This window comes from Lichenibacterium minor (assembly GCF_004137685.1).
GTDB classification, from domain to species: Bacteria; Pseudomonadota; Alphaproteobacteria; order Rhizobiales; family Beijerinckiaceae; genus Lichenihabitans; species Lichenihabitans minor.
This window is the reverse complement of sequence record NZ_QYBB01000044.1, coordinates 1-21575: the sequence shown is the minus strand read 5'-3', so window position 1 is coordinate 21575 and position 21575 is coordinate 1. Positions and strand designations below refer to the sequence as shown.

The 21575-nt window shown below is 68.3% G+C and carries 21 protein-coding genes; 4 read left to right on the top strand and 17 right to left on the bottom strand.

The annotated features are described in order from the left end of the window. Positions 1-4 precede the first annotated feature (4 nt). The 8 genes from D3273_RS28415 to D3273_RS29730 all read right to left on the bottom strand — a co-directional run bounded on the left by D3273_RS28415 (position 5) and on the right by D3273_RS29730 (position 9817). The gene (locus tag D3273_RS28415; RefSeq protein ID WP_165359621.1) at positions 5-4078 is read right to left on the bottom strand and encodes a hypothetical protein; all 4074 of its coding nucleotides are present in this window, start codon (positions 4076-4078) and stop codon (positions 5-7) included. Between the two features lie 3 nt (positions 4079-4081). Continuing rightward, a complete protein-coding gene (locus D3273_RS22850; RefSeq protein WP_129229210.1) occupies positions 4082-4738 on the bottom strand; it encodes a hypothetical protein in 657 nt (218 codons plus the stop codon). Further along, positions 4735-5025: a hypothetical protein gene (locus D3273_RS22845; RefSeq protein WP_129229209.1), complete on the bottom strand. Its 291-nt coding sequence runs from the start codon at positions 5023-5025 to the stop codon at positions 4735-4737. The genes D3273_RS22850 and D3273_RS22845 overlap by 4 nt, the downstream gene beginning before the upstream one ends. A gap of 1 nt (position 5026) precedes the next feature. Next, the gene (locus tag D3273_RS22840) at positions 5027-6397 is read right to left on the bottom strand and encodes an aspartyl/asparaginyl beta-hydroxylase domain-containing protein (RefSeq protein ID WP_129229208.1); all 1371 of its coding nucleotides are present in this window, start codon (positions 6395-6397) and stop codon (positions 5027-5029) included. Next, positions 6397-8262 (bottom strand): tail fiber domain-containing protein, encoded by a 1866-nt coding sequence (locus tag D3273_RS22835; RefSeq protein WP_129229207.1) that lies wholly within the window; start codon positions 8260-8262, stop codon positions 6397-6399. The genes D3273_RS22840 and D3273_RS22835 overlap by 1 nt, the downstream gene beginning before the upstream one ends. Positions 8263-8798: 536 nt before the next feature. Then, a complete protein-coding gene (locus D3273_RS22830) occupies positions 8799-9143 on the bottom strand; it encodes a hypothetical protein (RefSeq protein WP_129229206.1) in 345 nt (114 codons plus the stop codon). A 337-nt stretch (positions 9144-9480) separates the two neighbouring features. Beyond that, positions 9481-9657, bottom strand: a complete 177-nt coding sequence (locus D3273_RS28410) for a hypothetical protein (protein WP_165359620.1) — start codon at positions 9655-9657, stop codon at positions 9481-9483. Between the two features lie 34 nt (positions 9658-9691). After that, on the bottom strand, positions 9692-9817 hold the full coding sequence (locus D3273_RS29730) for a hypothetical protein (RefSeq protein WP_281011380.1): 126 nt from the start codon (positions 9815-9817) through the stop codon (positions 9692-9694). A 1060-nt stretch (positions 9818-10877) separates the two neighbouring features. Between D3273_RS29730 and D3273_RS22825 the strand changes: the two genes are divergently transcribed. From D3273_RS22825 to D3273_RS22810, 4 genes are all read left to right on the top strand, one after another. Beyond that, entirely contained in the window at positions 10878-11141 is a 264-nt protein-coding gene (locus D3273_RS22825; RefSeq protein ID WP_129229205.1) for a hypothetical protein, read from the top strand. A 47-nt stretch (positions 11142-11188) separates the two neighbouring features. Next, positions 11189-11383, top strand: coding sequence for a type II toxin-antitoxin system ParD family antitoxin (locus tag D3273_RS22820; protein ID WP_129229204.1), 195 nt, complete (start codon positions 11189-11191; stop codon positions 11381-11383). Beyond that, positions 11376-14045: a PAS domain-containing protein gene (locus D3273_RS22815; RefSeq protein WP_129229203.1), complete on the top strand. Its 2670-nt coding sequence runs from the start codon at positions 11376-11378 to the stop codon at positions 14043-14045. Before D3273_RS22820 ends, D3273_RS22815 begins: the two co-directional genes overlap by 8 nt. 211 nt (positions 14046-14256) lie before the next feature. Next, positions 14257-14553, top strand: coding sequence for a DUF2934 domain-containing protein (locus D3273_RS22810; RefSeq protein ID WP_129229202.1), 297 nt, complete (start codon positions 14257-14259; stop codon positions 14551-14553). A 93-nt stretch (positions 14554-14646) separates the two neighbouring features. Here the strand turns inward: D3273_RS22810 and D3273_RS22805 are convergent, their stop codons facing one another. The 9 genes from D3273_RS22805 to D3273_RS22770 all read right to left on the bottom strand — a co-directional run. After that, positions 14647-14904 (bottom strand): hypothetical protein, encoded by a 258-nt coding sequence (locus D3273_RS22805; protein WP_129229201.1) that lies wholly within the window; start codon positions 14902-14904, stop codon positions 14647-14649. Next, the gene (locus D3273_RS30025) at positions 14904-15161 is read right to left on the bottom strand and encodes an HGGxSTG domain-containing protein (protein WP_428977799.1); all 258 of its coding nucleotides are present in this window, start codon (positions 15159-15161) and stop codon (positions 14904-14906) included. The genes D3273_RS22805 and D3273_RS30025 overlap by 1 nt, the downstream gene beginning before the upstream one ends. A 23-nt stretch (positions 15162-15184) precedes the next feature. Then, a complete protein-coding gene (locus D3273_RS22800) occupies positions 15185-15763 on the bottom strand; it encodes a hypothetical protein (protein WP_129229200.1) in 579 nt (192 codons plus the stop codon). Positions 15764-15834: 71 nt separating this feature from the next. Continuing rightward, on the bottom strand, positions 15835-16326 hold the full coding sequence (locus D3273_RS22795; RefSeq protein ID WP_129229199.1) for a RuvC family protein: 492 nt from the start codon (positions 16324-16326) through the stop codon (positions 15835-15837). Next, positions 16323-17162 (bottom strand): hypothetical protein, encoded by an 840-nt coding sequence (locus tag D3273_RS22790; protein WP_129229198.1) that lies wholly within the window; start codon positions 17160-17162, stop codon positions 16323-16325. The genes D3273_RS22795 and D3273_RS22790 overlap by 4 nt, the downstream gene beginning before the upstream one ends. Next, positions 17159-20122 carry a DUF927 domain-containing protein gene (locus tag D3273_RS22785; RefSeq protein WP_129229197.1) on the bottom strand — a complete coding sequence of 988 codons (2964 nt, stop codon included), beginning with the start codon at positions 20120-20122 and terminating at the stop codon, positions 17159-17161. Before D3273_RS22785 ends, D3273_RS22790 begins: the two co-directional genes overlap by 4 nt. Next, positions 20122-20544, bottom strand: a complete 423-nt coding sequence (locus D3273_RS22780; protein ID WP_129229196.1) for a hypothetical protein — start codon at positions 20542-20544, stop codon at positions 20122-20124. Before D3273_RS22780 ends, D3273_RS22785 begins: the two co-directional genes overlap by 1 nt. Next, positions 20544-21014 carry a hypothetical protein gene (locus tag D3273_RS22775; protein WP_129229195.1) on the bottom strand — a complete coding sequence of 157 codons (471 nt, stop codon included), beginning with the start codon at positions 21012-21014 and terminating at the stop codon, positions 20544-20546. Before D3273_RS22775 ends, D3273_RS22780 begins: the two co-directional genes overlap by 1 nt. Before the next feature lie 214 nt (positions 21015-21228). Then, positions 21229-21575: hypothetical protein (locus D3273_RS22770; protein WP_245501342.1), on the bottom strand; the 347-nt coding region annotated here is incomplete at its 5' end.

Below are 21575 nucleotides of genomic sequence, written 5' to 3'. Positions count from 1 at the left end.
GACCTCACTGCCCGAGGGCGCGGGCGGAAGCGCCCTGCCCATACTTCGCGTCGAACTGAGCCTGCAGGCCCGGATTGCTCTGCAGCGCAGAGACGGCCGCCGGGGGAGGCATCGCCCCGCCGGAAGGAGCGGCCTGTGGTGCCTGTGCCGCGGGAGCCGGACCCCGAGCGGCGCCGGGCAGGTAGCCACCGCCCTGAGGCGCGGCAGGGGCCGCAGCGGAGGCAGGAGCGGCGGCGGGAGCCGGTGCAGCAGGGGCAGCCGGAGCCGCTGCGGCGGAAGCGCCTGCATCCGGCATGCGGATCTGAAAGAGCTGCCGCACCTGGCCGTTCTTCGCGTCGCTCGCCGGATACACGCCGTCCAAGGTGGCGTTGTAGTTGGCCACCTTGGCGTTGGCGGCTCGCTCACCGATGTCGAGAAGGCGCTGGATCGCCTGAGGCTCCAACTCGATGTTGCCGCCGGCCGCCTTCTCAGCGAAGGCGCGGTCCGCGTCCGAGATGCCCGAGCCCGACCCGAGGCTTTTGACCGTCGACAGCACGACGGGGGCCACCGCGGAGCGGAACACCTCCGTATTGGCCGCCGCGTTGCCTTGGTCCTGATAGCCGAACAGGGACAGCGTCTTCGCCATGTCCAGGCGACGATCGGCGCCGGCACCGAAGATGCCGCCCGCCTTGATGGCCGCGTTAGCCTGCTGGAACGAGGGCAAGGCGCGCGCCGCGGCGTCGGCCTGGTCCTTCTGTTCCTTCATGGCCCCGAACACCTGCCCGGCCGGGCCGGGGTCGGAACTGCCCGCATGGCGCAACGTGGTCTGATAGTCAGCGAAGGACGGTGGCTTCTGACCCGCCTTCACAGCCTCCGTCGCGACCTGCCGATAATCGCGCTGCTCGTTCGTCTCCTTCGCATTCGGGTCAACGGTGCCGATCTCGGGCTTGCCGTCCGGCCCAAAGGAGAACGGCCGATCGTCTGTGATGCCGTACTGCTGCCGCTCCGCGGACGTCGCGGGACGGTAACCCTGCCCGGAGTAGAGCACTCGGGCCGGCATGTTCCCGCGCGGGTCGATGGACACGATTTTGCCGTCCGCCGTCTTCTCGATGGTCGGCGTCGGGTTGAGCCTCGACATCAGCATCTGCATTTCCGCCGGGGTCGTGTACGGGCTCTGGATCAGGGCGAGGATCTGCGCCTGGCTCGGGTTCTGACCCTGTCCGCTTTGCTGCCCAGCGCCGCCCTGTGCCGGCTGTGCGCCCTGCCCACCCGGCGTGAAGCTCGACCCCGCAGGCTGGCCACCATAGGCTGGCGAGGACGCCGCCTGCTCGCCAGGGCCGGCCCCCGACTGCTGACCGCCGCCGAAGAACTGCCCGACCAGGGGCAGCGACGCGAGCGGGTTGCCGCCATTCTGCCCCTGGCCGCCTCCACCCTGCCCGAATAGCCGTCCCATCGCCGAGAGCGGGTTGCCGTCGTCTGTCTGGACAGGCGCCGCCTGGGGCGCCGACGTCTGCCCGCGGAGCGCGGCGCTGAGAACCGCCGGGGATGGACCGCCCTGTGCGCGCTGCGCTTCCTGCCGCATGAAGGCTTGCGGGCTCGAAGGGTCGCCCCCGCCCTGGCCCGGCAACCCCATGGGCTGCTGTGCGAGTAGCGAGGCGAGCATCTGCGGCGAGACGGGCGCGGGACCCGCAGTTGCCGCCCCAGGTGCCGGCGCGTCGGGGTGGGGCTGAGCGGCGGCGAGCGACTGAACGCCCGGAGGCGGCAGCGGAGCAGTCTGCGGCAGCGACGAAAGCTGCGCGGACGCCTGAGGAGCGGCCCCTTGCGGCTGCGGCTGCCCGAGACCGGCGAAGTCCTGCTGAAGCGCCGCGGGCGGGTTCGAGGAAGCGCGCGCCATGATGGGCAGCCCCGAGCCTGAGGGTGGCGTGGTTGGGCCGGCGAGGCCCGACAGATCCGGCGGCGGCACGTTGGCGCCGGCCATCGTCGGCAAGGGCGGGACGGGAGGCTTGGGCGCCGCTCCAGGCAGGCCCGTGACGTCCATGCCCGCGGCCTGCATCGCTCGCGTGGCATTTCCGGCCACGTCGGACGGGTCCGGCGAGGCGCCCAGCGCCGCGATCGGCGCTGGCCCGGCGCTCTGGTCGATGCCGGCCGGCGCGGGAGGCACCATAGGGGCGGGGGCCGACGTCGGGCCGGGTGTCGGGGCCGGCGGAGCCGAGGGGCCGGCAGGCTGGCGGAGCGCAGCCGCCAGCACGGCAGGCGAGGGAGCTGGCGCAGATGGATCAGGGGCGCCGGTGCCGAGCCCGAGGGGGCCACCCACGTAGGCCTGCGGTCCGGCGAGGTTGCCGGCGAGGGTCGCCTGCATCGACCCGTCGGCCGGGGAGCCCGTGAAGCCAGCGGCGCCGAGGCTCGACTGACGCACGCTGCCGTCAGGTGCAAAGTTGTCCATGCCGGGCAGGTTGTCCGAGGACATGCCGGAAGCCGCCACGGGGGGCAGCGCGGCGCCCGAAGGATCGAGCGCGGTGGGGCCGGGGCCGCCGGGTGCAAGGTCGCCCATCGCCAGCGCGCTCGGGGACAGCGGCGGCGCCTGGGGGGCGGTCGGACCGCCGGCCTGCATGATGGACGGGTCGGGCGCGGGAGAACCTATGGCCGGGTTCGGCGCGCCGCGCTGGAGCAGGGCCGCCAGCATCTTCGGATCGGCACCGCCGTTGCCCTGCATCGGCGACGGGCCAGCGCCGAAGGGCGAAGGCTGCGGAGAAGGCGGCGGTGCGCTCGCCATGGTCGGACCCGGCACCGCGGCCGGCGCCTGGTTCATGCTGTCCGGCATGGCACCGAACGGGCTGGACGGCTGCATCATGGCCGGCAGCGGCGTGGCACCCGGGGCCGAACCACCGGCCGACCCCCGAAGGGCGGCGGCGAGCGTGGCGGCATCCGGCGAGGCGGCCGGCTGCGCCATGGTGGCCGGCATCGAGCCGAAGGGCGACGGAGCAGGCGTGCCGGGACGGAGCATATCCGGCGTCACGCCGGGCGGCAGGCTCGATGAGGCGACCGGCTGAGCGTTTGGGGCAGGAGCGTCGGCCGAGGCCGTGCGGCTCGGGGCCGGGGTGTTCTGCTGCTGCAGGTAGGTGCTGACGGTCGCACGGTCCGCATCGGTGCCTGTACCGGACGCGAGGCGGTTCCTGGCGGCGAGCACGGTGGCGTCACCGATCGGCGCGCCTCCGTTCGCGTTGATGCCAGATGCCATCGTCGAAGCGCCGGTGGACGGCGCGCCTGGCACGGTTGACGGATCGACACCGGCCATCTTGCCGTTGGCCCAGCCCACGAGGTCGCCCGCCGTCTTGCCATGCAGGAACGGGTTGGCCCGCACCGCAGCACCGCCGAGCACCTGTTCCACGGGGGTGTTGGGGTCGGCTTTCAGTGCTGCGGTTGCTCCGCCGGCGCCAGCGAAGTGGGCGAGATACAAGTTGCCCGGCGTCGCCTGAAAGCCGGAGCGGCCCAGCGCCGAACCGTTGTCGTTGGTGAACGCCTGGATGGCGCGCTGCTGCTGCGCAGGATCGGTGCGCCCGTCAGGTGTGAGGCCGAGTTCAGGATATTGCTGTGCGAGCCGGTTCCACGTCGAGCCGATGAACTGATAGCGCCCCGTGGCCCCCGACGCCTTGTTGCTGACAGTGTCGCTGTTGCCGCTCTCGATGTGGCCAAGGCGACCGAAATAGTCGGACGCGCCTGCACCGCCGGACGGCAGGGCGTTGGCCGGGCCGGTCGGGGCGGAGCCGGGGATCATGCCGGGCGTGGCCGGGGCCGCACCGCCCGAGGCGCCCGCGCCAGCCGCCGTCATGGCCGGCGTTGAGGTTCCGTTGAGCAGGTAGTTCGCCATCATGGCGCGCTGCGCCGCCTGGCCCTGCTGGGCTTCCTGAATCGCGCTGCGCTCCTGCAGCCCACCCATCAGGCCTTCGATCGCCTTGAGGCCGACCACGCCCTTGCTGGTGTAGGGGGCCGAGGCCGCCGCCGCGGATTGCGCCAGAAGCCGAGCGGCCATCAGGCGCGCCTTGACGCTTTCAGGAGCGTTGGCCGGAAGGCCGGCCAAGCCGTAATCGTTCTCAGCCATAGCTCAAGCTCCGAGGGTGTTGGGATTGATCCCGAACAGGTACGCGACGTAGCCCAGCGCCTGCCGACGCTCCTGGGGCGTGCCGGTCGTGCCAGCGCGGAGGATGGAGACCATGTTCGACATGACCTCGTGAGGGGCCGCCCCGATCGCGGCGGATTGCTTGTTCAGAAAATCGGCGTGGTCGACGTAGGCCCGGATAAAGGGCTCTGCCTGCTGTGCCTGCGCCTGCAGGTTGCGCGATTTCTGCCCATAGTCGTCGTCCTGGCTTTTGACGTGTTCGAGCAAGAGCCTCTGTGCGTCGGGGAGCAGACGGGCAAATCCCGCCTTCTTCTCCTCTGACCACCCCGCGGGGGCTTCAACCGCGGGCGCTGTGGCGGACGCTTCGGGCGGGGCGGATCGCGCGTCGGTCTCCGCAGGCGCGGAGGTGGCCGGCTTGGCCTGGGGCTTCGCCGTGGGCCTGCCCTGTCTCTCGCGGGGCACGGCCGTCGAAACGTCGGGCAGCTCGGCGGGGACCTCGCGGCCGGCCTCGCGGTCGGCCTGGCGCTCGGAAGCGACCTTGATGGCTCGCGAGGCGATATCGGCGATGCTCGGGCGCTCGACGGCGTCGGCACCGCTTTCGGCAGGGGACGCGGAAGGTTCGAGGTCGACGACGTCGCTCAATGTCTTGTCTCCCCATGCTCGCCGGCCGCTCGGCAGGCAGCGCGCTCCTCGAGCGGCCCCGCGACGGCCCGCAGGGCGCCCAGGGCGGCCGTTTCGGCGCCGAGTTCGATCAGCACGTCCACGGCGCTCGCGATGGCGGCCAGGGCGGCCGTGACGGCGGCGCGGTGCCCGTCCGTGGCCTTCACGTTGCGCAGCAGGCCGGCGATGCGCTCGCGGGCCTCGCCGATGTCGTCCGGCGCGATAGGGCGCGTGTCGAGAGGGCCGTGGGTTTCGGCGTGCGGGACCATCTCAGCCCTCCGTCGAGGTGTGCGACCGCTCGAAGGCGGCGCGGTGAAATTCGAGGTACAAAATCACCCGGTCAGCGCTCGACGCGTTCAGCGCCCAATGCGGCAATGACCCGTCGAAGACGATCGCGCAGCCTTCGGCGTGCTGGCGGATCTCGCCAGCGACGTTGAGCAGGCACGAAGCCGTGGCTGGCGGGGCCTGCAGGGTGATGTGGGCCTGCAAGAGACCTTCCGCGGCAATCTCAGGGTGCGTGTGGGCAGGAAGCAGCGTGCCGGGCGCGAGGCGCGCGAAGGCCGCCACCTTGAGCCCGCGCAGGCCGGACAGCAGGCCGAGGGTCCGGGGCGCTTTGGCGAAGGGAATGGCCTGGTCGCCGAGGATGAGGCCGTACTGGACCCAATCAAGGTTTGGACCACCACCCTCGCCGCCCCAGCCCTTCACCCACCCGAAGGTTTCACCGGCCGCGATGCGGCTTCCGACCTCGGCCACCACGGCGCTGTGTGGCTTGCCCACGCGGTCGACGTCCATCAGCGGGGCGGACAGTTCGTCGAGGTCGGCCCGCATCGCCGGCCAGTGCTGCGTGAGCGCCTGCAGGGCGGGGAAATCGGCGATATCGTGGAAGGCCGGGCGCGGCACGGTTCCGAACGCCGCCATCCGCGCCAGCAGGGCCATGGACTGACGGTTCAGCCCGGCCCGCATCGGCAACATGACGGCCGCCACCCGCGCGATGGTGCCGTCGGCCGAGCCGGTACGGACGCCGTCCCAGGCCGAGGCCCAGAAGCACGCCGCGGCGGCCTCCCACAGGAAATGGGCCGTCGCCGCCCACTCCGCGTCCTCGATGGAGATGCGGATCGTGGCCTCGGCGCTCGCCAGAATGAGGAAGCGGACGGCATTCCGCACGTCCTCGCGGACCCTGTCCCACGCCGCGGCCGGAACGTCGGGTTTCGTCCGTGTGCGGGCCGCGATCCACGCCGCGTTCGCCTCGGCCGCCGCGGCTTCCAGGGCCGGGCGCGCCGCCGCGACCTCGGCCAGGGTCGCCAGCTCCGGCATCTGGCCGAACCGGGCCGCGGTCGCGGTCAGGCCGGCGCGGTGGAGCCAGTGGGGGAGGAAGCATCGGATGGCGAAGTCGGCCGCCATGACGGCGCGGCGCTCCTCGACAGCGGCGGACGCCTTGGTGCCCGTCAGGCGGGGCACGATCGGGCCGAGCAGGGCAGCGCGGTCAGCCGTCTCCAGCGCGCCGTGCCAGGCGCGCGCCATGGAGGCCAGCACGGGGGACACGGTGTCGGGGTCGAGGGCGAGGGGCTGCACGACCTCGATGCGGGCCGCCTCGGTGGCGTCGTCGAGCGTCTGCGGGCGGTCGAGGAGGGCGGCCGGCATCAGGCGACGGCCCGTTCATAGTCGACGCGCGCCCAGCCGTCCGCCGGGTCCGTCCACACGGCCTCGGGGTGCAGGAGGGCGACTTCGTCGGCCATGAAACCGAGATGCCAACCCGGGGCCTCGCCGGCGAGCTTGTAGCGGTAGATCATCAGGCCGTTGCGAGCCCGGCCGACAGGAGAGACCTCCGACTTGAGCCGCCGGTCGGATTTCTTCCCAAGGCCGCCGAAGATCCCGCCGAGCGCGGATCCCATGGCGGCCGTGTTCGCTGCCGAGTTCTGCAACTGCGCCTGGTACTGCTGATTTTGCAGGGCCGCCGTCTGATACACGTCAGCCGAAATGGGGGTCTGGTCGAGCGTGCCCGGGGTATAGGTGCTGGTCGGCATCCCCTGCACCTGACCGCCGTGCATCAGGGCCGAAAACTGGTTCACCACGTTGTTGTTGATGGTCTCTTGATCGTTCAAGGACTGATCGCGCGCCTGGTTCGAGAACGTCGCACCCGAGAGACGGTTCTGATAGTCCTGATTTCCGGCCTGATTGCTGAAAGCTGCCTGGGCGGCGTTCATCTGCGCCTGATTTCCGATCGCGGAGTTGTAGAACCCGGCAGCATTGGCATTCTGGGCGTTCTGCTGGAACTGCGCGGCGTTGTTGAAGGCCGCGAGGGCGGCGTTCTGCTCATTCTGCTGGCCGACGCTCTGGTTGAAGAAGTTCGCTGAGGCCGCGTTCTGGCTGTTCGCCTGGGCTTGGGCCGAATTGGCGAAAGCCGCGGCGCCAGCGTTCTCGGTGTTCTGCTGGAGCTGGGCCTGGTTGACGAAATTCCCGGCGTTGAGGCGCGCCGAGTTGTTGGCCGTGGTCGCCGCGAGGCCGAACTGCGCCTCGTTCAGGTTGGCGAGGTTGTTGGCCGCGATCCCGGATTGCGCAAACTGCCCGCGGCCGAGCTGCTGGCTGTAGTCCTGATTTTGGGCGGCGTTGTAGAGCTGATTTCCGGTCGCCTGCTCTCCGAATAAGGCCTGTTGCTCCGCGTCGCCTGTGGCAACCGCGCCGAGGCGGAGATCGTTCTGCGCCTGGTTCTGGGACAGTTGCGCGGCATTCCACGCGGCGGAACCCTGTGCCGTGCCCTGATTGGCGAGCGACGAGTTCAGGCTTTCGGACTGCGCAGCCATGGAGGGGGCGAGGCGGGCCAGGGCCGCGTTCGTCGCCGCGTCGCGCTCGCCCGAGAAGTCGCCGCCCTGGAAATACTGGACGCCGTTCTGCGTCTGACCGAACGTCGTCGGCGAATTGGCGTTCTGGTGGGCGTCCGTTCCTGAGAGATCATAGCCGACCGAACTTTGGATCGGGCCGCCGGCATCGTAACCCCGCGTGATCGCCCCGCCGCTGTCGTAGCTGTTCTGGAGCGCCGGGCCGGTGTTGTAGCCGGTCTGGATCGCCCCGCCGCTGTCGTAGCCCGTGGAGAGCTGGCCAGAGGCGTAGGAGTTCTGCAGCGTGGGGGCGCCGACGCTGGTTGTCAGCGCCGGCAGGTTGTCCGCCGTCACGGGATTGGCCAAGCTCTGGTTCGCCGTCCGCAACGCCAGCGACGCGGCGTTGTTGGCCTGAAACCCGAGGCTCTCCTGTTGGTTTAGGAGCTTCTGCTGCGCAGGATTGAGGGTTTCCTGCATCGTCATTGTCGGAACGGTGGTTTTGGAACCATCCGGGTTCGTAATTTCGTAGCTGCCCGACTGCGCGTACTGCACGGTTCCATAGGGCGTATTCTGGTTCGCGTTGTTCAGCATCGTTTGCGCCGTCGCCGTGTTGGCGTTGGCTGTCCCTTGGGCCGAGGCTGTGGCGTAGGGGTCCGGGGCGGCGGGAGCGCTGGGGGTAGACTTGCCCATGACATCAATCCGTGCGGCGCCCGATGGGCTTGACGCTCGGCAGTATAGATGATCTCCGGGAGGATTGGAACAACGCCACCGTCATGGACTTTCAGCGCCGCTCTTGATTGCTAGCGGTTGCTGATGTTCGCGTTTGTTTGCTCCAATTTTCTCTGAATTTCCGGCGCCGCTTCATCCGCCATCCGCAGCCGACCCAGCGATGGCATCGGCGCTCGAACCTCGGCCTTGCGCTGCGGCGATGGCCCTTGGTCGACTCCGGCGGCGCTACGAGCGGTTGGGCAGCCTAATGCGGTCGCGGCGCGACAGGTCCGGCTTGTGTGACGAAGCGTGGTAGGCCGTGAAGCGCGCCCACGCCGCGCTGCTGCTGGGCCGCCGGGGCGGAGCGGTTCGCCTTGGATCGGCTGTGCCTCGACGGCGATCCGCCGCTACGGTGCGAGGTGGAGAGGGGGCGGGAGGCGCTGGGGCGGGTGGTCAAACTTGTCTGAACTTGCCGCGGCACCAGCCTGTCACCGTGATCGCTCGACGGCCTTCGGCCTTCACTTCTTCGTCTGAAGGATCGCGCACTCAATCAGCACCCGACCGAGGTCCAGCTGCTCCTCTTTCAATTCAGCAGGACCATCCGTCTTGATGAGGTTCCTCAGGATCTTCGCAGACCCCTCATCCACTTCCTTGTTCACCTGATCCACGGATATCCCGAGGGCAGCGCCTGACACCTGCGCCCGGGCTCGCGTGAGTTGCACGAGCTGGCCATCCTCGCCTTCCTCCGCGGTGGAAGAAGCTTTTCGAGCGCTCAAAACCGCAGCGGCTGCGACCGAAGCGCATTTCACATCGATGACGTGGGCCGTGTCTGCGTTCGGGGCGCCCTGCGGTGCCGGTGTCACGCCAGATCCCGTCTGGACAGGCCCGGATTGTGGGCTCGTCTGGTCCGCGGATGCGGCGAAACACATGCCTAGGCATAGCAAGACAGCAAGGCCCATCGTTCTGACCACAGGAGCATCCGTTCTCATGACGGCGCGCCTCTCCGAGATAACCGTCCTGGCGCCCATGCTTGATGAATGGCGGGTTAGGGTCCTTGTTCCGTAGTCCTCACGAAACGTGACGTGACACACGCCGGAGCGGAACGGTGGCCGCTCGACCGGCTCTGCCTCGACGATGATGCGCCGCTGCGGTGCGAGGTGGAGCGGGTGTGGGACGCGCTGGGGCGGGTGGTGCCGCTCGTCACGCCCTCCGCCAGTTCCCCTTGTTGATGTCGAACTTCACCTTGCCCTCGTCCCGCATCTTCATGAGCAGGATTTGCAGGGCGTCGGCCGACCCGCCTGGATCGGTGGCCTGCAGGATCGAGTAGGCCTTCCGCGGTTTGTCGAGCGCCTTCAGCACCGCGTTTTCCGTCACCATCGTCTCGTCCTCTTTCGGATCGTTCCCCGTGACGTCATCCGGCCAGCGACACGGCACGCCGACCCTCGCGGACTGCGGCACCCCAGGTGTCGGCCGCGGCTTCAGCCTGGTTGAACAGCGCGAGACCGACCTGTCCACCCTCCTTCACAAGGCTCGCCAAGCTGCAGGCACCGGCGATAGCGCGTCCCTGAGCCCTGAGATGAGTGCGCGCGTTGCACGCTAGGGCCACGGAAGCCCTTTCCTGCGCGGTCAGCAGCATCGACAGACCGCGAGCCTCATGAGGAGTCGCTCGGCAGATCTGGGCGAACAGCGCGTCCGCAGATGCGATATTGGCGGTAGAAGGTAGGTGCGGCATGGATCGGCTCCTGGCCAGACAGGGGCAGACCCTGCCCCTTACATGGTTAACGAAACCCACTCGAAGCTCGACCACGCCCGTGCCCATCCTCGCCCGCCACCGATGGCTTTACCCGATCGACTGGCGCGAGATGTCGGCCTCGATCCGGTTCCGCCGCGCCAAGGGTCGATGCGAGGGTTGCGGCCGGCCGCTGGTGGGACGATGAGCAACAGGCTTGGCGGTGCGGCAAGGAGCGCGTGGTCCGGAGAAGGCTCGTCAGCCCCGCCCATTCGAGCGTTTCCAGCGTCAAGAGGCCCGCGACAGCCCATGAGATCGGTGCCACGACTAGGAAGCATGCAAGGGCCACGTCCTGCTGCGACACGTTCAGCCGAGGTCCCAATGCGTAGGCTCCCAACGACAGTGTGGGTAGGTTCGGCAGCAGGACTAGCCACGTTGGCAGTCCGGCGTCCCTCATCCGCCTAACGTATATGCAGGACAAAATTAGGACGCTCGCCACTAAGAATAGCATCAGGGACAAGAGAAACGCGATTTCGAAAACGGCACTCCTGTTCAGTGACGTTGCAAAAAATAACATGGCTGCCACTGCCGCTACCCACGCCAGAAGGGTGGCGCGAAAGGCGGCCCGAAATCCGGCCACTGTGGTCCTTCCCCTCGGGTCCAAGCCCCTCCACGGCCTTCTCCACCACGGCACGTCACGCACCTCCGTCCGATTGCTCGACGAACCATGATGGGAACGGTCCGCGGCATACGGAAACGCAGATCGTCCAAGTCAACGCTCGCACAATACCAGGATCAGATCCATGGCGCCGAGCCGCACGGGCATTTGGTGTCGCACCTTGGCGATGGCTGCTGGAGGGACGAGAACGTGCAGACCTGGCGCTGTGGGGCTGGCCAGCGCCTGCGACCGCCCCACAGCACCATCCTGCCCATGCAGCGGACGCGCGTGTTCCTGTCGACGTGCCACCTCGACCACGACCCACAGAACAATGCGGCCAACAACCTCGCAGCGCTGCGCCAGCGGTGCCACATCCTGCACAATGCCCCGGAGCACCGGAAACGGCGGGCCGTGACGGTGCGGGCTCGGCGGGCGATGGGGGACCTGTTCGAGGGGCCGTATCAGCAACTGTGACCACACGGCAGGGTGTCACCCTCGGATCGCATCTGCTATGGCGCTCCATGGCCGCCAGACATACCCTCCATGTCGCCCTCACCGAACCACTCGTCCGGCACGTCCGCGATCAGATCGCGGCAGGTCGCTACAGCACAGCTAGCGAGCTCCTACGTGAAGCGCTGCGGCTCATGATCGAACGCGATACGGAGCGGGACCGCGACAACTCAAGCGTCCAGCAATCGCCCGCCCACCATGGTTGATGACGACAACGCGCGGCTGCGCCGAGATCTGGCCGAGGCAAAGGCCGAGATCGCTTCTCTGCGGCAGAAGGCTTCTAACGCCAGCGATGCGCGAGACGCCGCCCGGATCATCGAGGAGATCACGGGCATTGACAACGGGACCGATCCCTTTGCGGCGGCCGTGAAAGCTACCCGCATGCCGATGGTGATCTCGAACCCACGGCTGCCCGACAACCCCATCGTCTTCGTCAACGACGCCTTCTGCCGCCTGACTGGTTATCCGCGCGAGGAGATCGTGGGCCGCAACTGCCGTTTCCTGCAGGGGCCGGACACCGACCGCGACACGGTGGCCCGGCTCCGCGCCGGCGTCGACAACCGGGAATCGATCCGGATCGACATCCTGAACTACCGCAAGACTGGCGAGACGTTCTGGAACCGGCTGCTCATGGCGCCGGTGCGGGATGCCCAGGGCGAACTCGCCTACTTCTTCGCCAGCCAGGTCGACGTCACACTCGAGCGCGAGAAGGTGGAAGGGCTGGAAAGCCACAACGCCGCCCTGATGGCGGAAGTGTCGGACCGGCTGCACACCGAAGAGGAGAACACCGCCCGGCTGCACTTCGCGGCCGAGGCCGGACGCCTCGGCATCTGGGAGCACGACCTCCGGACCGACGCGCTCGTGACGTCAGGCAGCACAAAAGAGAACTACGGTAGGGATCGGACGCTTCCTTTCACCTGGGAAGAGATGAAGGCGGCAGTTCATCCCGACGACCGCGAGATGCGCGGGGCCGCCTACAACCGCAGCGTCGAGGACGGCGTCGACTATGACGTCGAGTTCCGTGTGCTCTGCCCCGATGGCTCGACCCGCTGGGTGCACAAACGAGCCCAGGTGCTGAGGGGTCCCGATGGAACCGCGGTCCGCATGGCGGGCGTGTGCCAGGACGTGACGGCGCGACGGGAGGACGAGAACCGGCGCCTCGTCATGCTGGAGCTGGCCGATCACATCCGCGACATCGAGGACCCCGCGGCTCTCGCCTTCGCGGCGGCCGAGATCCTGGGACGCAGGCTTGGGGTGAGCCGTGCCGGCTTCGGCGTGGTCGACCCTATCACGGAGACCATCACGATCGAGCGAGACTGGAACGCACCCGGCGTGCATAGCCTCGCCGGTGTGCTACAGTTCCGCGACTACGGTTCCTACATCGAGGACCTGAAACGGGGTGACCTCGTCGCGTTCGCCGATGCCCGGATCGACGAGCGAACGGCAGACGGTGCCGAGGCGCTTGAAGCGATCAGCGCGCGAGCCGTGCTGAACCTGCCTGTTGCGGAGCAGTCCGGCTTCGTGGCCCTGCTCTACCTGAACCACGCCGAGGCTCGCACCTGGACCGATGACGAGGTCGCACTCGCCCGCGACGTGGCAGATCGAGTGCAGGTCGCTGTTCAGCGACGCCGGGCGGAGAGCAACTTGCGCCAACTCGCGGCGTCACTGGAGCGACAGGTGGAAGAGCGCACGGCCGCGCACCAAGTCACCGAGGAGCAGCTCCGGCAAGCCCAGAAGATGGAAGCGGTGGGCCAGCTCACCGGCGGCCTCGCGCACGATTTCAACAACCTGCTGACCGGCATCACCGGCGCGCTCGACCTCATCAAGAAGCGTCTGGCCCAGGGGCGGGCCGCCGACGTCGGCCGCTACCTCGACATGGCCGCCACGTCGGCCGGCCGCGCCGCAGCCCTGACCCACAGACTACTCGCCTTCTCGCGCCGCCAGACGCTCGACCCGAAGCCCACCGACGTAGATCACCTGATCTCGGGCATGATCGACATGGTCCGGCGGACCGTTGGTCCCGGCATCGGTATCCACGTCGTCAACGGTCTAAGCCCCTGGGCCGCGCTGGTCGATCCGAGCCAGCTTGAGAATGCCATCCTCAATCTCTGCATCAACGCTCGTGATGCCATGCCGAATGGGGGGCAGATCACTGTGAAAACCGAAAACTGCTGGATCGATGCCCGAACGGCGAGCGCCCGCGATTTCGAGGCCGGCCCCTACCTGAAGCTCAGCGTCAGCGACACGGGCACTGGCATGCCGCCGGACGTGATCGCACGCGCTTTCGACCCATTCTTCACCACCAAGCCGCTCGGCCAGGGGACGGGCCTCGGCTTGTCGATGATCTATGGCTTCGCCAAGCAGTCGGGCGGGCAGGTCAGGATCCACTCTCAGCCAGGGGAAGGAACGAAGGTAGCCCTTTACCTACCGCGTCACGATGGTGGGATCACCGAACGTGGAGCACCGATCGAGGACATCGCCGCGATGCCGCGCGCCGAACGGGGCGAAACTGTACTGGTGGTTGACGACGAACCCGCGGTTCGCATGCTGGTGGCCGACGTCCTGTCGGACTTGGGCTATGTCTCGGTCGAGGCAGCCGACGGCGCTGCTGGCCTTAAGATCCTGCGCTCCGACATCCGCGTCGACCTTCTCGTGACGGATGTCGGGCTTCCTGGCGGCATGAACGGGCGGCAAGTGGCGGATGCGGCGCGGGTGCTGCGGCCCGCCCTCAAGGTGCTGTTCATCACCGGCTATGCCGAGAACGCCGTGGTGGGCAACGGCAATCTTGATCCCGGCATGGCGATCCTGACCAAGCCCTTCGCTATGGACCACCTCGCGGGCAAGATCCGAGACCTTATCCAGAGCTGAGGCATCTGGGAGAGGCCAGTACGGACGCGGCCTCCCCCTACCCGACAGTCGCGGCGGATCGCGCGACCGACCGGGGCACCATGGCGCCGGATGGTTGACAGCGGGTTGATCCATGACCTGCACCGACCAGCGATGACGCTTGCCTGTGGCGTGCAGCAGCGGGTATGGGCGGCCCGAGACAGGACGCCGCAGGCCGGCCCGAGAGAACACCATGAAGCAGGACCGTCAAACCGCGATCAGCGCCCGAGCCCATCAGCTTTGGGAGGAGAGCGGCCATGTGCACAGCCAGCACGATCATCATTGGCGTCAGGCCGAACGCGAGCATGACGATGCGGAGGCCCGAGCCGCGGCGGTCGAGCAGTTCTCGTCCGAGGCTGTAGAGACCGCGCCAGCGAAGCCGTCCCGGAAGAAACCCGCGAAGGCGGCGGCCTCTATGGTCGACACCGCTGCGCCCGCCAAGAAGCCCCGAGCTCCCCGGAAGTCGTCCGCCACCACCGCGCTGAACTGAGGCAGAAGCTACGCGGCCCGTTCGCCGCTCCTCGACGGGGTGGGGTAGCGCTTCTACGCCGATCCTTGACCTCTGCGGCCCACTCCTCCGCCATCAGAGACACGTTCGATCCGCCGCGCCGGCCGGGCCGCTCGGCTCCTCCGGATTGACGATCACGATCTCGACGCGCTGGGCGACCTGCCCGCTGCCCACAGCCTCATGGACCACGCTGGCGAGGCGCGGGGCGTAAAATGGCGCCGCGATCTTGGCCGCCGTCATCCGCTCGGCCAGCGTCGGCGTATGGTCGCCGACCGCCTCGCCGCGAGCGATGGCCAGCAGGATTTCGTGAGGCAGCCGCGTGTCGTCGGCCATCAGATCGCCTCGCACGCCCGACGCGCCTGCTTCTGCAGCTCGCGCAGCAGGGCCCGAAACTCGCGGGCTGACGCGGTACGCTGCCCGTGGGTCGTGACGGCGGCACGGGCTCGGGCCAAGCCGTCATGGGTGCGTGCACCGGTGCTCAGGCCGCCATGAAAGCGGCATCGTCCGTTCGCCATAGCGAGGTGCCGGCAAAGGCCTTGCTGCCGCGTGCGAGCGCCACAGAGCCCTGCGTCGGCCTCCGCTGGCGCCATGGGGTGCTTTGATCGATCCGACATCACGCCCCTACCCCCTCCCCAGCCTCGACGCCCTCTAAGGCCAACGGCGCAACGCCGGCTGACGGCAGGGAATGCGGCGCGCCGACGTGCCCCACGATCGCCTGCCCGCCCTCGTTCACGACGACCCGCTCGACCACGATCCGTTGCGGGCCCTTGCCCCGACGGCGCTCCAGAGCCTCGGTCATCTCGACCATGGCTCGTGCCGTGTTCGCCGCATCCCGGCGGAGCCGCGATGTCGCCTCGACGGGCTGTCCAGGGATCTGAGCGCGCCGGGCGGTCTCCATCGTCAGCATGTGGAGCGCGACAGCTTGGCTGGCGATCATGGCCTCGACGCCGTCCCTCGGCGCGAAGGCCTCCACCATGTGCACGGCGCCGGTGGCGCGGACCGCGGCCGTCGTGATGTCGTCGGTCTGCGGCAGAGCCCCGAGCACTTGGTTCAGAACCATGAGATTCGCGAACTCGCTCGAGGACCCTCCCACGGACCGGAACCGATCGGCACAGGCGGTCGAGTCGACGAGGATCCTCACCCTGCCGTCGTCGCCGGCCTCGACCACGATCCCGGCCGGCAGGTGGTTCAACAGCTTCTGGGCCCTGGTGAGCGGCTTCGGCTTCGGCGGCGCCTTTCGGGTCCCAGCCTTGTTCGACTTGGTCATCGCCCCGCCCTCTCCCGCATGATCCCGGCGAGCCCGATCAGCGCACTTTCCGCCCGGCCGTCGTCCCGCGCCCTGGCGAATGCCCCCGCGTGCCCCGGCCACCGCCGGGTCGCTTCCGCCCGCGCCGTCGATTTCTGTCCGCGGCCGGCACCGATCCCCACGGACCGCTTCCACACCGGCACGGTGATGAAGCCCGCCGACACGCCCAGCACCTCCAGCGTGCTCATCACGGTCGCCCGAGCCATGCCGAACGCGAAGGCTGACACGGGGCTGTCCGTCGGTCGGCTCGCCACGAACTCCACCACGGCGCGGTTGGGCGCCCACTCGCGCACGATCGAAACGAACCCCGAAGCCGACACGGTCGGCCGGGCGCGGGGTCCGTCATCGAGCACCGGTAAGTCCAGCACGTCGAGGAGGTGACCGTCCCCATCGAGCAGGCTGACCGCGCCGGCCGCGCCGAGATCGATGCCGAGGACAAGATCCGTCATGCCGCTTCTCCCGTCCGCTCGTCGGCGCCGTACCCCGCCGCCACCATGATCCTGTCCACCAGCGCCGTCATTCGAACGCTGTGGGCGGCGCAACATCCGGCATGCAGGTGAAGGTGAGCGCCACGCCTCCCGGTCATCACCGCGACCACCGGCGCGCTGTCATCGAGCGAACCATCGCAGACGTGGCACCGGCCACCGTGGGCCTGGCGTTCCGCCAAGACCTCGCTGTTGCGGATCTTCGCCCGCGTGATCTCGACCGCGTCGCGCAGCGCGGCCGGGCCCTCGCGACCATCCTCGGCCAATGCGCGCAGCTCGCGGGCCACGCCGGCGCAGACGTCGGACGGGGAGATCGGGAGGAGGTCTCCAGGGGGAGGGGCTGCGCGGTCGGCGTCGGCCATCGCGGAGCCGATCAAGCTGGAGCGTAGGGGCGCGGCGTGGTTCAGATCGAGGATGGGGCGCTCGCAGGCGGCGCTTTCCCTTCCCACACTTCCCACATTTTCTAAATCTTGTGGGAAGGGGAGAGGCATTGATCCTGCTAGTGTTTTTGCCCCGCTTCCCGCACTTCCCACACTTCCCGCACCTTCAACATGAGAACTCGTGACGCGCGACCCGCCGGGGTCCGAAACACGCATGTTGCTCGGTGTTTTATCATTGGTTTTTCTGAATGCTTCGTTTTGCGTGTGGGAAGTGCGGGAACTGTGGGAAGTTGTAATAATCTCAATATGTTGCGCTTCTGCGGGTGTGGGAAGTGGGGTGGGAATTGTGGGAAGCAATGGCGCTTCATCACCCTCGAAATCGGCGAACAAGTTGTCGAGCAGGCTGGCAATGTCGGTCATAACCGCCCCCCTGCCACCGTGCGGATTGAGCCCTCGTCTTGACCACGGCCGAAGTGGTCGCGAGAAAGCGCATATGCCTTCATCCGCCCACACGAGGGCACCCAGGACACGTAAAGGTGCCGCCCGCCCTTGGTCTTGTGGATCATTCCTGCATCGTTGAGGGCGCTGGCGATCAGCTCCTCTTTGAGGGTCCCTCCTGCCGCCTCCTTAAGTCGCTCGGGCGTGAGATAGACCGCATTGTCGTCCCACCAGCCCATAGCGTCCCGGCTGGGCTTTTCCTCGGCGTGGATGCCGTGCAGCGACGTCCGCCACCGCTCGGCGACCCATGTCCTAATATTCCCGATGGCCTGCTCAGCAGGGTCCAGGGCGATGGCATCGCTGGAGGCCTTGAAGCCGGCCCAGGCCCAGCGCACCGACTGATTGAGAGTAGGGCCAGCAGGCAACAGCCCGAAAGCTTGTGCCAGCCCGCCGGCGGCGGAGATGATAGCTAAGGGCAGTGCCGCCCGGATCATCGCCGCGTCGGCACCGGGGCCTGCGATCGTGCGCGCGCCCACCAGGATCCTCTCCTTGATCTCGGCCGCCCGCTCATGATGGCCTCCTTCGACCAAGGCTTGTACGAAGGCCGGACCCGCATGGCCGTAGTGCTTCGACACGCTGGCGATCTTGTCGAGGGTGGCTTGATCGAGCAGCCGGTTGATGCCCGACACGTCGACGTCGGCGATGCGGACCGCCTGCCCGCCCGTCCAGTTCTCCCCATCTGCCGTGATCTTGGCTTCAAGGCTGGTCTCGCTCGACAAGATGGCGAAGGTTTTCCAGCGGTGCGGGTCTCGCGCAACCGCAGCGGTCGTCATGCGGATTTTTCCGATGCCGCTGGCCAGCGTGTAGACGACCTTGGCGACCTCGCGTCCCGACAGGTGGGCCAGTTCATCTAGGCAGAACACGGTTCCGTTCGCCCGGGCTGCCAGCGACTCGAAGCCGTTGACGGTGGTCTTGGCGACCTGAAACAAGCCCGGCCGCGTCGAGTCCGGCACCGACCATGCCGAAGCGGCGAGACGCTGGGATGTCGTCTTCCCCGCCGATGTCTGACCCGACAGGTTGATGCCACAGCTATCTAGCCCGCAGAGGTCGACCAACACGCCGGCGAACCCCGCCGCCATCCCGAGCGCGAAGTGAGGGCAGTTCAGCGCCGTCATTGCCGCCGCCGCCGCTGCCTTCCATCCGTCAAGGCTCCCGGCACGCGCCACAGACGGCGGCAGCACTGTCCCGGCGGCAAGTTCGATGCTCTGCCCATCCGGCAGGCCGATCACTTCGCCCCCCGGCGTAATGTAGATCCTGATCCCGTCCAGATCGTGCCACCCCGGGTGGCGCATGATGCTGGTCTCTCGTTCGGGGTGAGCCGCCTTCAGCGCCGCAACCGCGATCAACTCGCCGTCCTCCTCAAACCGCACCCCGGCCTCAAGGAACAGCCCCCTGGCCTCAGTGCCGCCCATGGTCGCCAGCGCCCGGCGTTCGATGTCGACGGCGCGGGGGCGTCCGTCCATGTCTTCCAGGAGAAGGCGCAGGCCGTAGGCGCCGGCGTCATCGAGAATGCGGAGGCGGGCTGTGATGGCGAAGGGTGACGCGACCGGCGCGCGGAGAACTACCGCGTTCTCCCCGGTGCCTTTGGTGTATTCCTTGAACAACCAGACGCGCCCGGCGTCTGTGTGGTCGTAAAAGAGGGTCCGGCCGTTCAACGCTGGCACAGGGTACAGCGCAGCGATCCGCGCGATTTCCGCTTCCCGGCCTGCCCTCTCAGCCCGGTCCCGCAGCTCGGTCGAGGTCGGAACAAAGGGCTTAGCCGCTCCGATGCCGGCCCGAACGATCTCGACATCACCGGCGCGCAGTACGTCGAGCCAGTCCGTCGCCGTCCCACCCACACCCGGCAGGGCGATGCAGACTTCGACGGCTGACCCATCATCGTGCCGCCGCATCCCGAACTCACGGGCAGCCTTCTCGCCGGCCTTGCTCGGAAGGGGCTTGCCTTCCTTGGGGGCATCGTCACGGTCGGCGGCGATCGTCACTCGCCGCGTCGCCGGCCAGGGTTGCCATGCCGCCACCCCACCAGCCGAGATAGCCGCCGCCACCGCGATCTCACCGGCCTCGACTTCGCACCGGAAGGCGTGCGCCACCGCGGCGCCGGTCTCGATGCCCTCCGTCACGATGACATGGGACGCCTTCCCGGCGTGGCCCCATATGACGCTGCGGCCCGCCGTGCTGGCGCCGTCCACGGGCGCCTTGGCCGACTTCTTAGGATCGCGCGGCTTGCCGCTTGGGCTGTCGCCGAGGACAGCTTTCCCGACCCCGCCCGGCGCCACGTAGATGCGGTGACAATGCAGCCCGCCATCCGCCGCCACGGTGGCGAAGGCGACCGCCGGGAACTGCCCTACATCGACGGGCTTCCCACCTGGCCTTGCCGGGGCCTCCCAATATGTCAGAGCCGACCACCCCACCGCCGCGGTCGACGGCATCAGCACGTCGCCCGGCGCGATCCCGAGGCGGTGTGCCAGGTAGGCAGCAGGCAGGCCGGCGTTCGCCGACCCGGCCGGCGGGTTCAGCAGCGACGTGGCGTCCATACGCTGGCCGCCCTTGCCGCTGCCCTTCGTCTTGATGAGGTCAGACCGTCCAATGGCTTCGGCGGCGCGCACCTTGGCGCCCTCAATCTCCAAGCCGTCGCACTTCATCACCACATCGAGGATGGAATCGGCATGGCCCGTCTGGCACGTGCAGAAGGCCTTGGCTTTCCGGGCGTCCCACCGCCAGTTTTCGCCATTGCTGCCATGCTCGGGATAGGGGCACCGGATGTGGTTCGACTTCGTGCAGCGGCGCCAGTCGATGTTGAGGGCATCCAGCACCTCCGTCTCGCGCCCCTGGACGGCCGCCTTGATGTCGCGCGTGACAACGTAGGTTTCGGCTTCTGCCATCAGCGACGGCCCCCAATTTTGGCGACGAGGCGGTCAACGATTTCAGCCTGTCGGAATGTGAGACGTCCGTGCGGGTCGCGCAGGCGGGCGATGATGTCGGTGACGAACTGACGTTCCCACGAGGTGAGGTTGAGCCGGGAAAGCCCGTGCTCCAGCGTCACGCGGACCTCGTGCCGGTAGGACGGTGTCCATTTGATATGTCCCTGGTCGGGCATCGCCCTGCGGGGACGACGAAGCGGCATCGGCGGCGGGATGGGGTGCTCGACCGCGTCCGCCAGCGCGTGCCAATCGACCCCGGCGCCCTGCAGCGTCCGACCTAGCGCGCGGGTGGCGTTCAAGGCTTCGCCGTCGACCGGGCTGGCCATCATCCGGAGCAGTGCGCCGATGCGCGGCAGCGCGGACGGAGGGATCGCAGCGCCCATCACTGGACACCGCCTTCCGGCTTCACGGTGCCGATCAGCAGAGTGATGGACGGGTTCGCCTCGCGGATGAGGTCGGCCCAAGAGGCTTCCCACCGCGGCAACGTCTCGACGATCAGACCGTCCCAGCGCATGCCCATCGCGGCCAGCGCCGGGCCCGTGTAGAGCACCGGGATCGCCTCGCAGGCGACGATGGCCGCCGTCCGGCACCGCGCCGCGAACCGCCGCACCGATTTCCGATGGAACGCCGCCGGGCCGAGTGCCTGGTGCAGGTCGTCCCCGAGGATCACCACATGAGGGCGGTCGGTCGGCATGTCGAAGCGACCGGCGCGCTGGGGTACGGTGGCGAACCCGATACCGCCGTCTCGCACGCACCTGTAGACGCCGCGCAAGTGGAGCGGTCCGCGCTCGACCGCGAAATCCAGGCGGTGCCGCGGGACCTCGCCGCCGACGAAGTGGAAGGCGCCGATCATCGCCGCCCCCCGAACCCGAAGGCTTCGACGTGGGCGAGCGCGGTGGCTGGGTGCACGCGGAACCGGCGCGCAATCATCTGCACAGTGGCGGATTGATCGTAGGCGGTGCGTGCGCTAAATTCGAAGCCGGTTGGTGCTGCCGAGCAAAACCGATCTCCGAGGCCGTCCCGCGTTACCAGCGCGGGCGGCCTCAACTGTGTCTGGGGCATGGTCGTTACGCCACCTTGGAATTCTGGAGAGCGCGAAGTTCGGACGTGCTGCTGACGCGCGGGCTCATCTTCGCGCGGACGAAGTCGTCGAGCGCGTCCTCGGGGTAGAGCGGGAATCGACCCGCATAGACCATCTCCGGGCCACCGCCGATGACTGCCAGCTTGGCCAGCGTCTTCGGGGCACAGTTATAGTCGTGATGGTCCTTGAGATACTTGGACGCTTCGTTGCGGCGGAGCCTGCGGCGCCGGACGGGACTGAGAGCTTCTGCGGGCATGTAATTGCTCACCTCCCCTGGGCTGGTGTGGTGTCGCGGGCGTCGGGAAGCGGTTGGATTTTTGGGTCGACGACGGC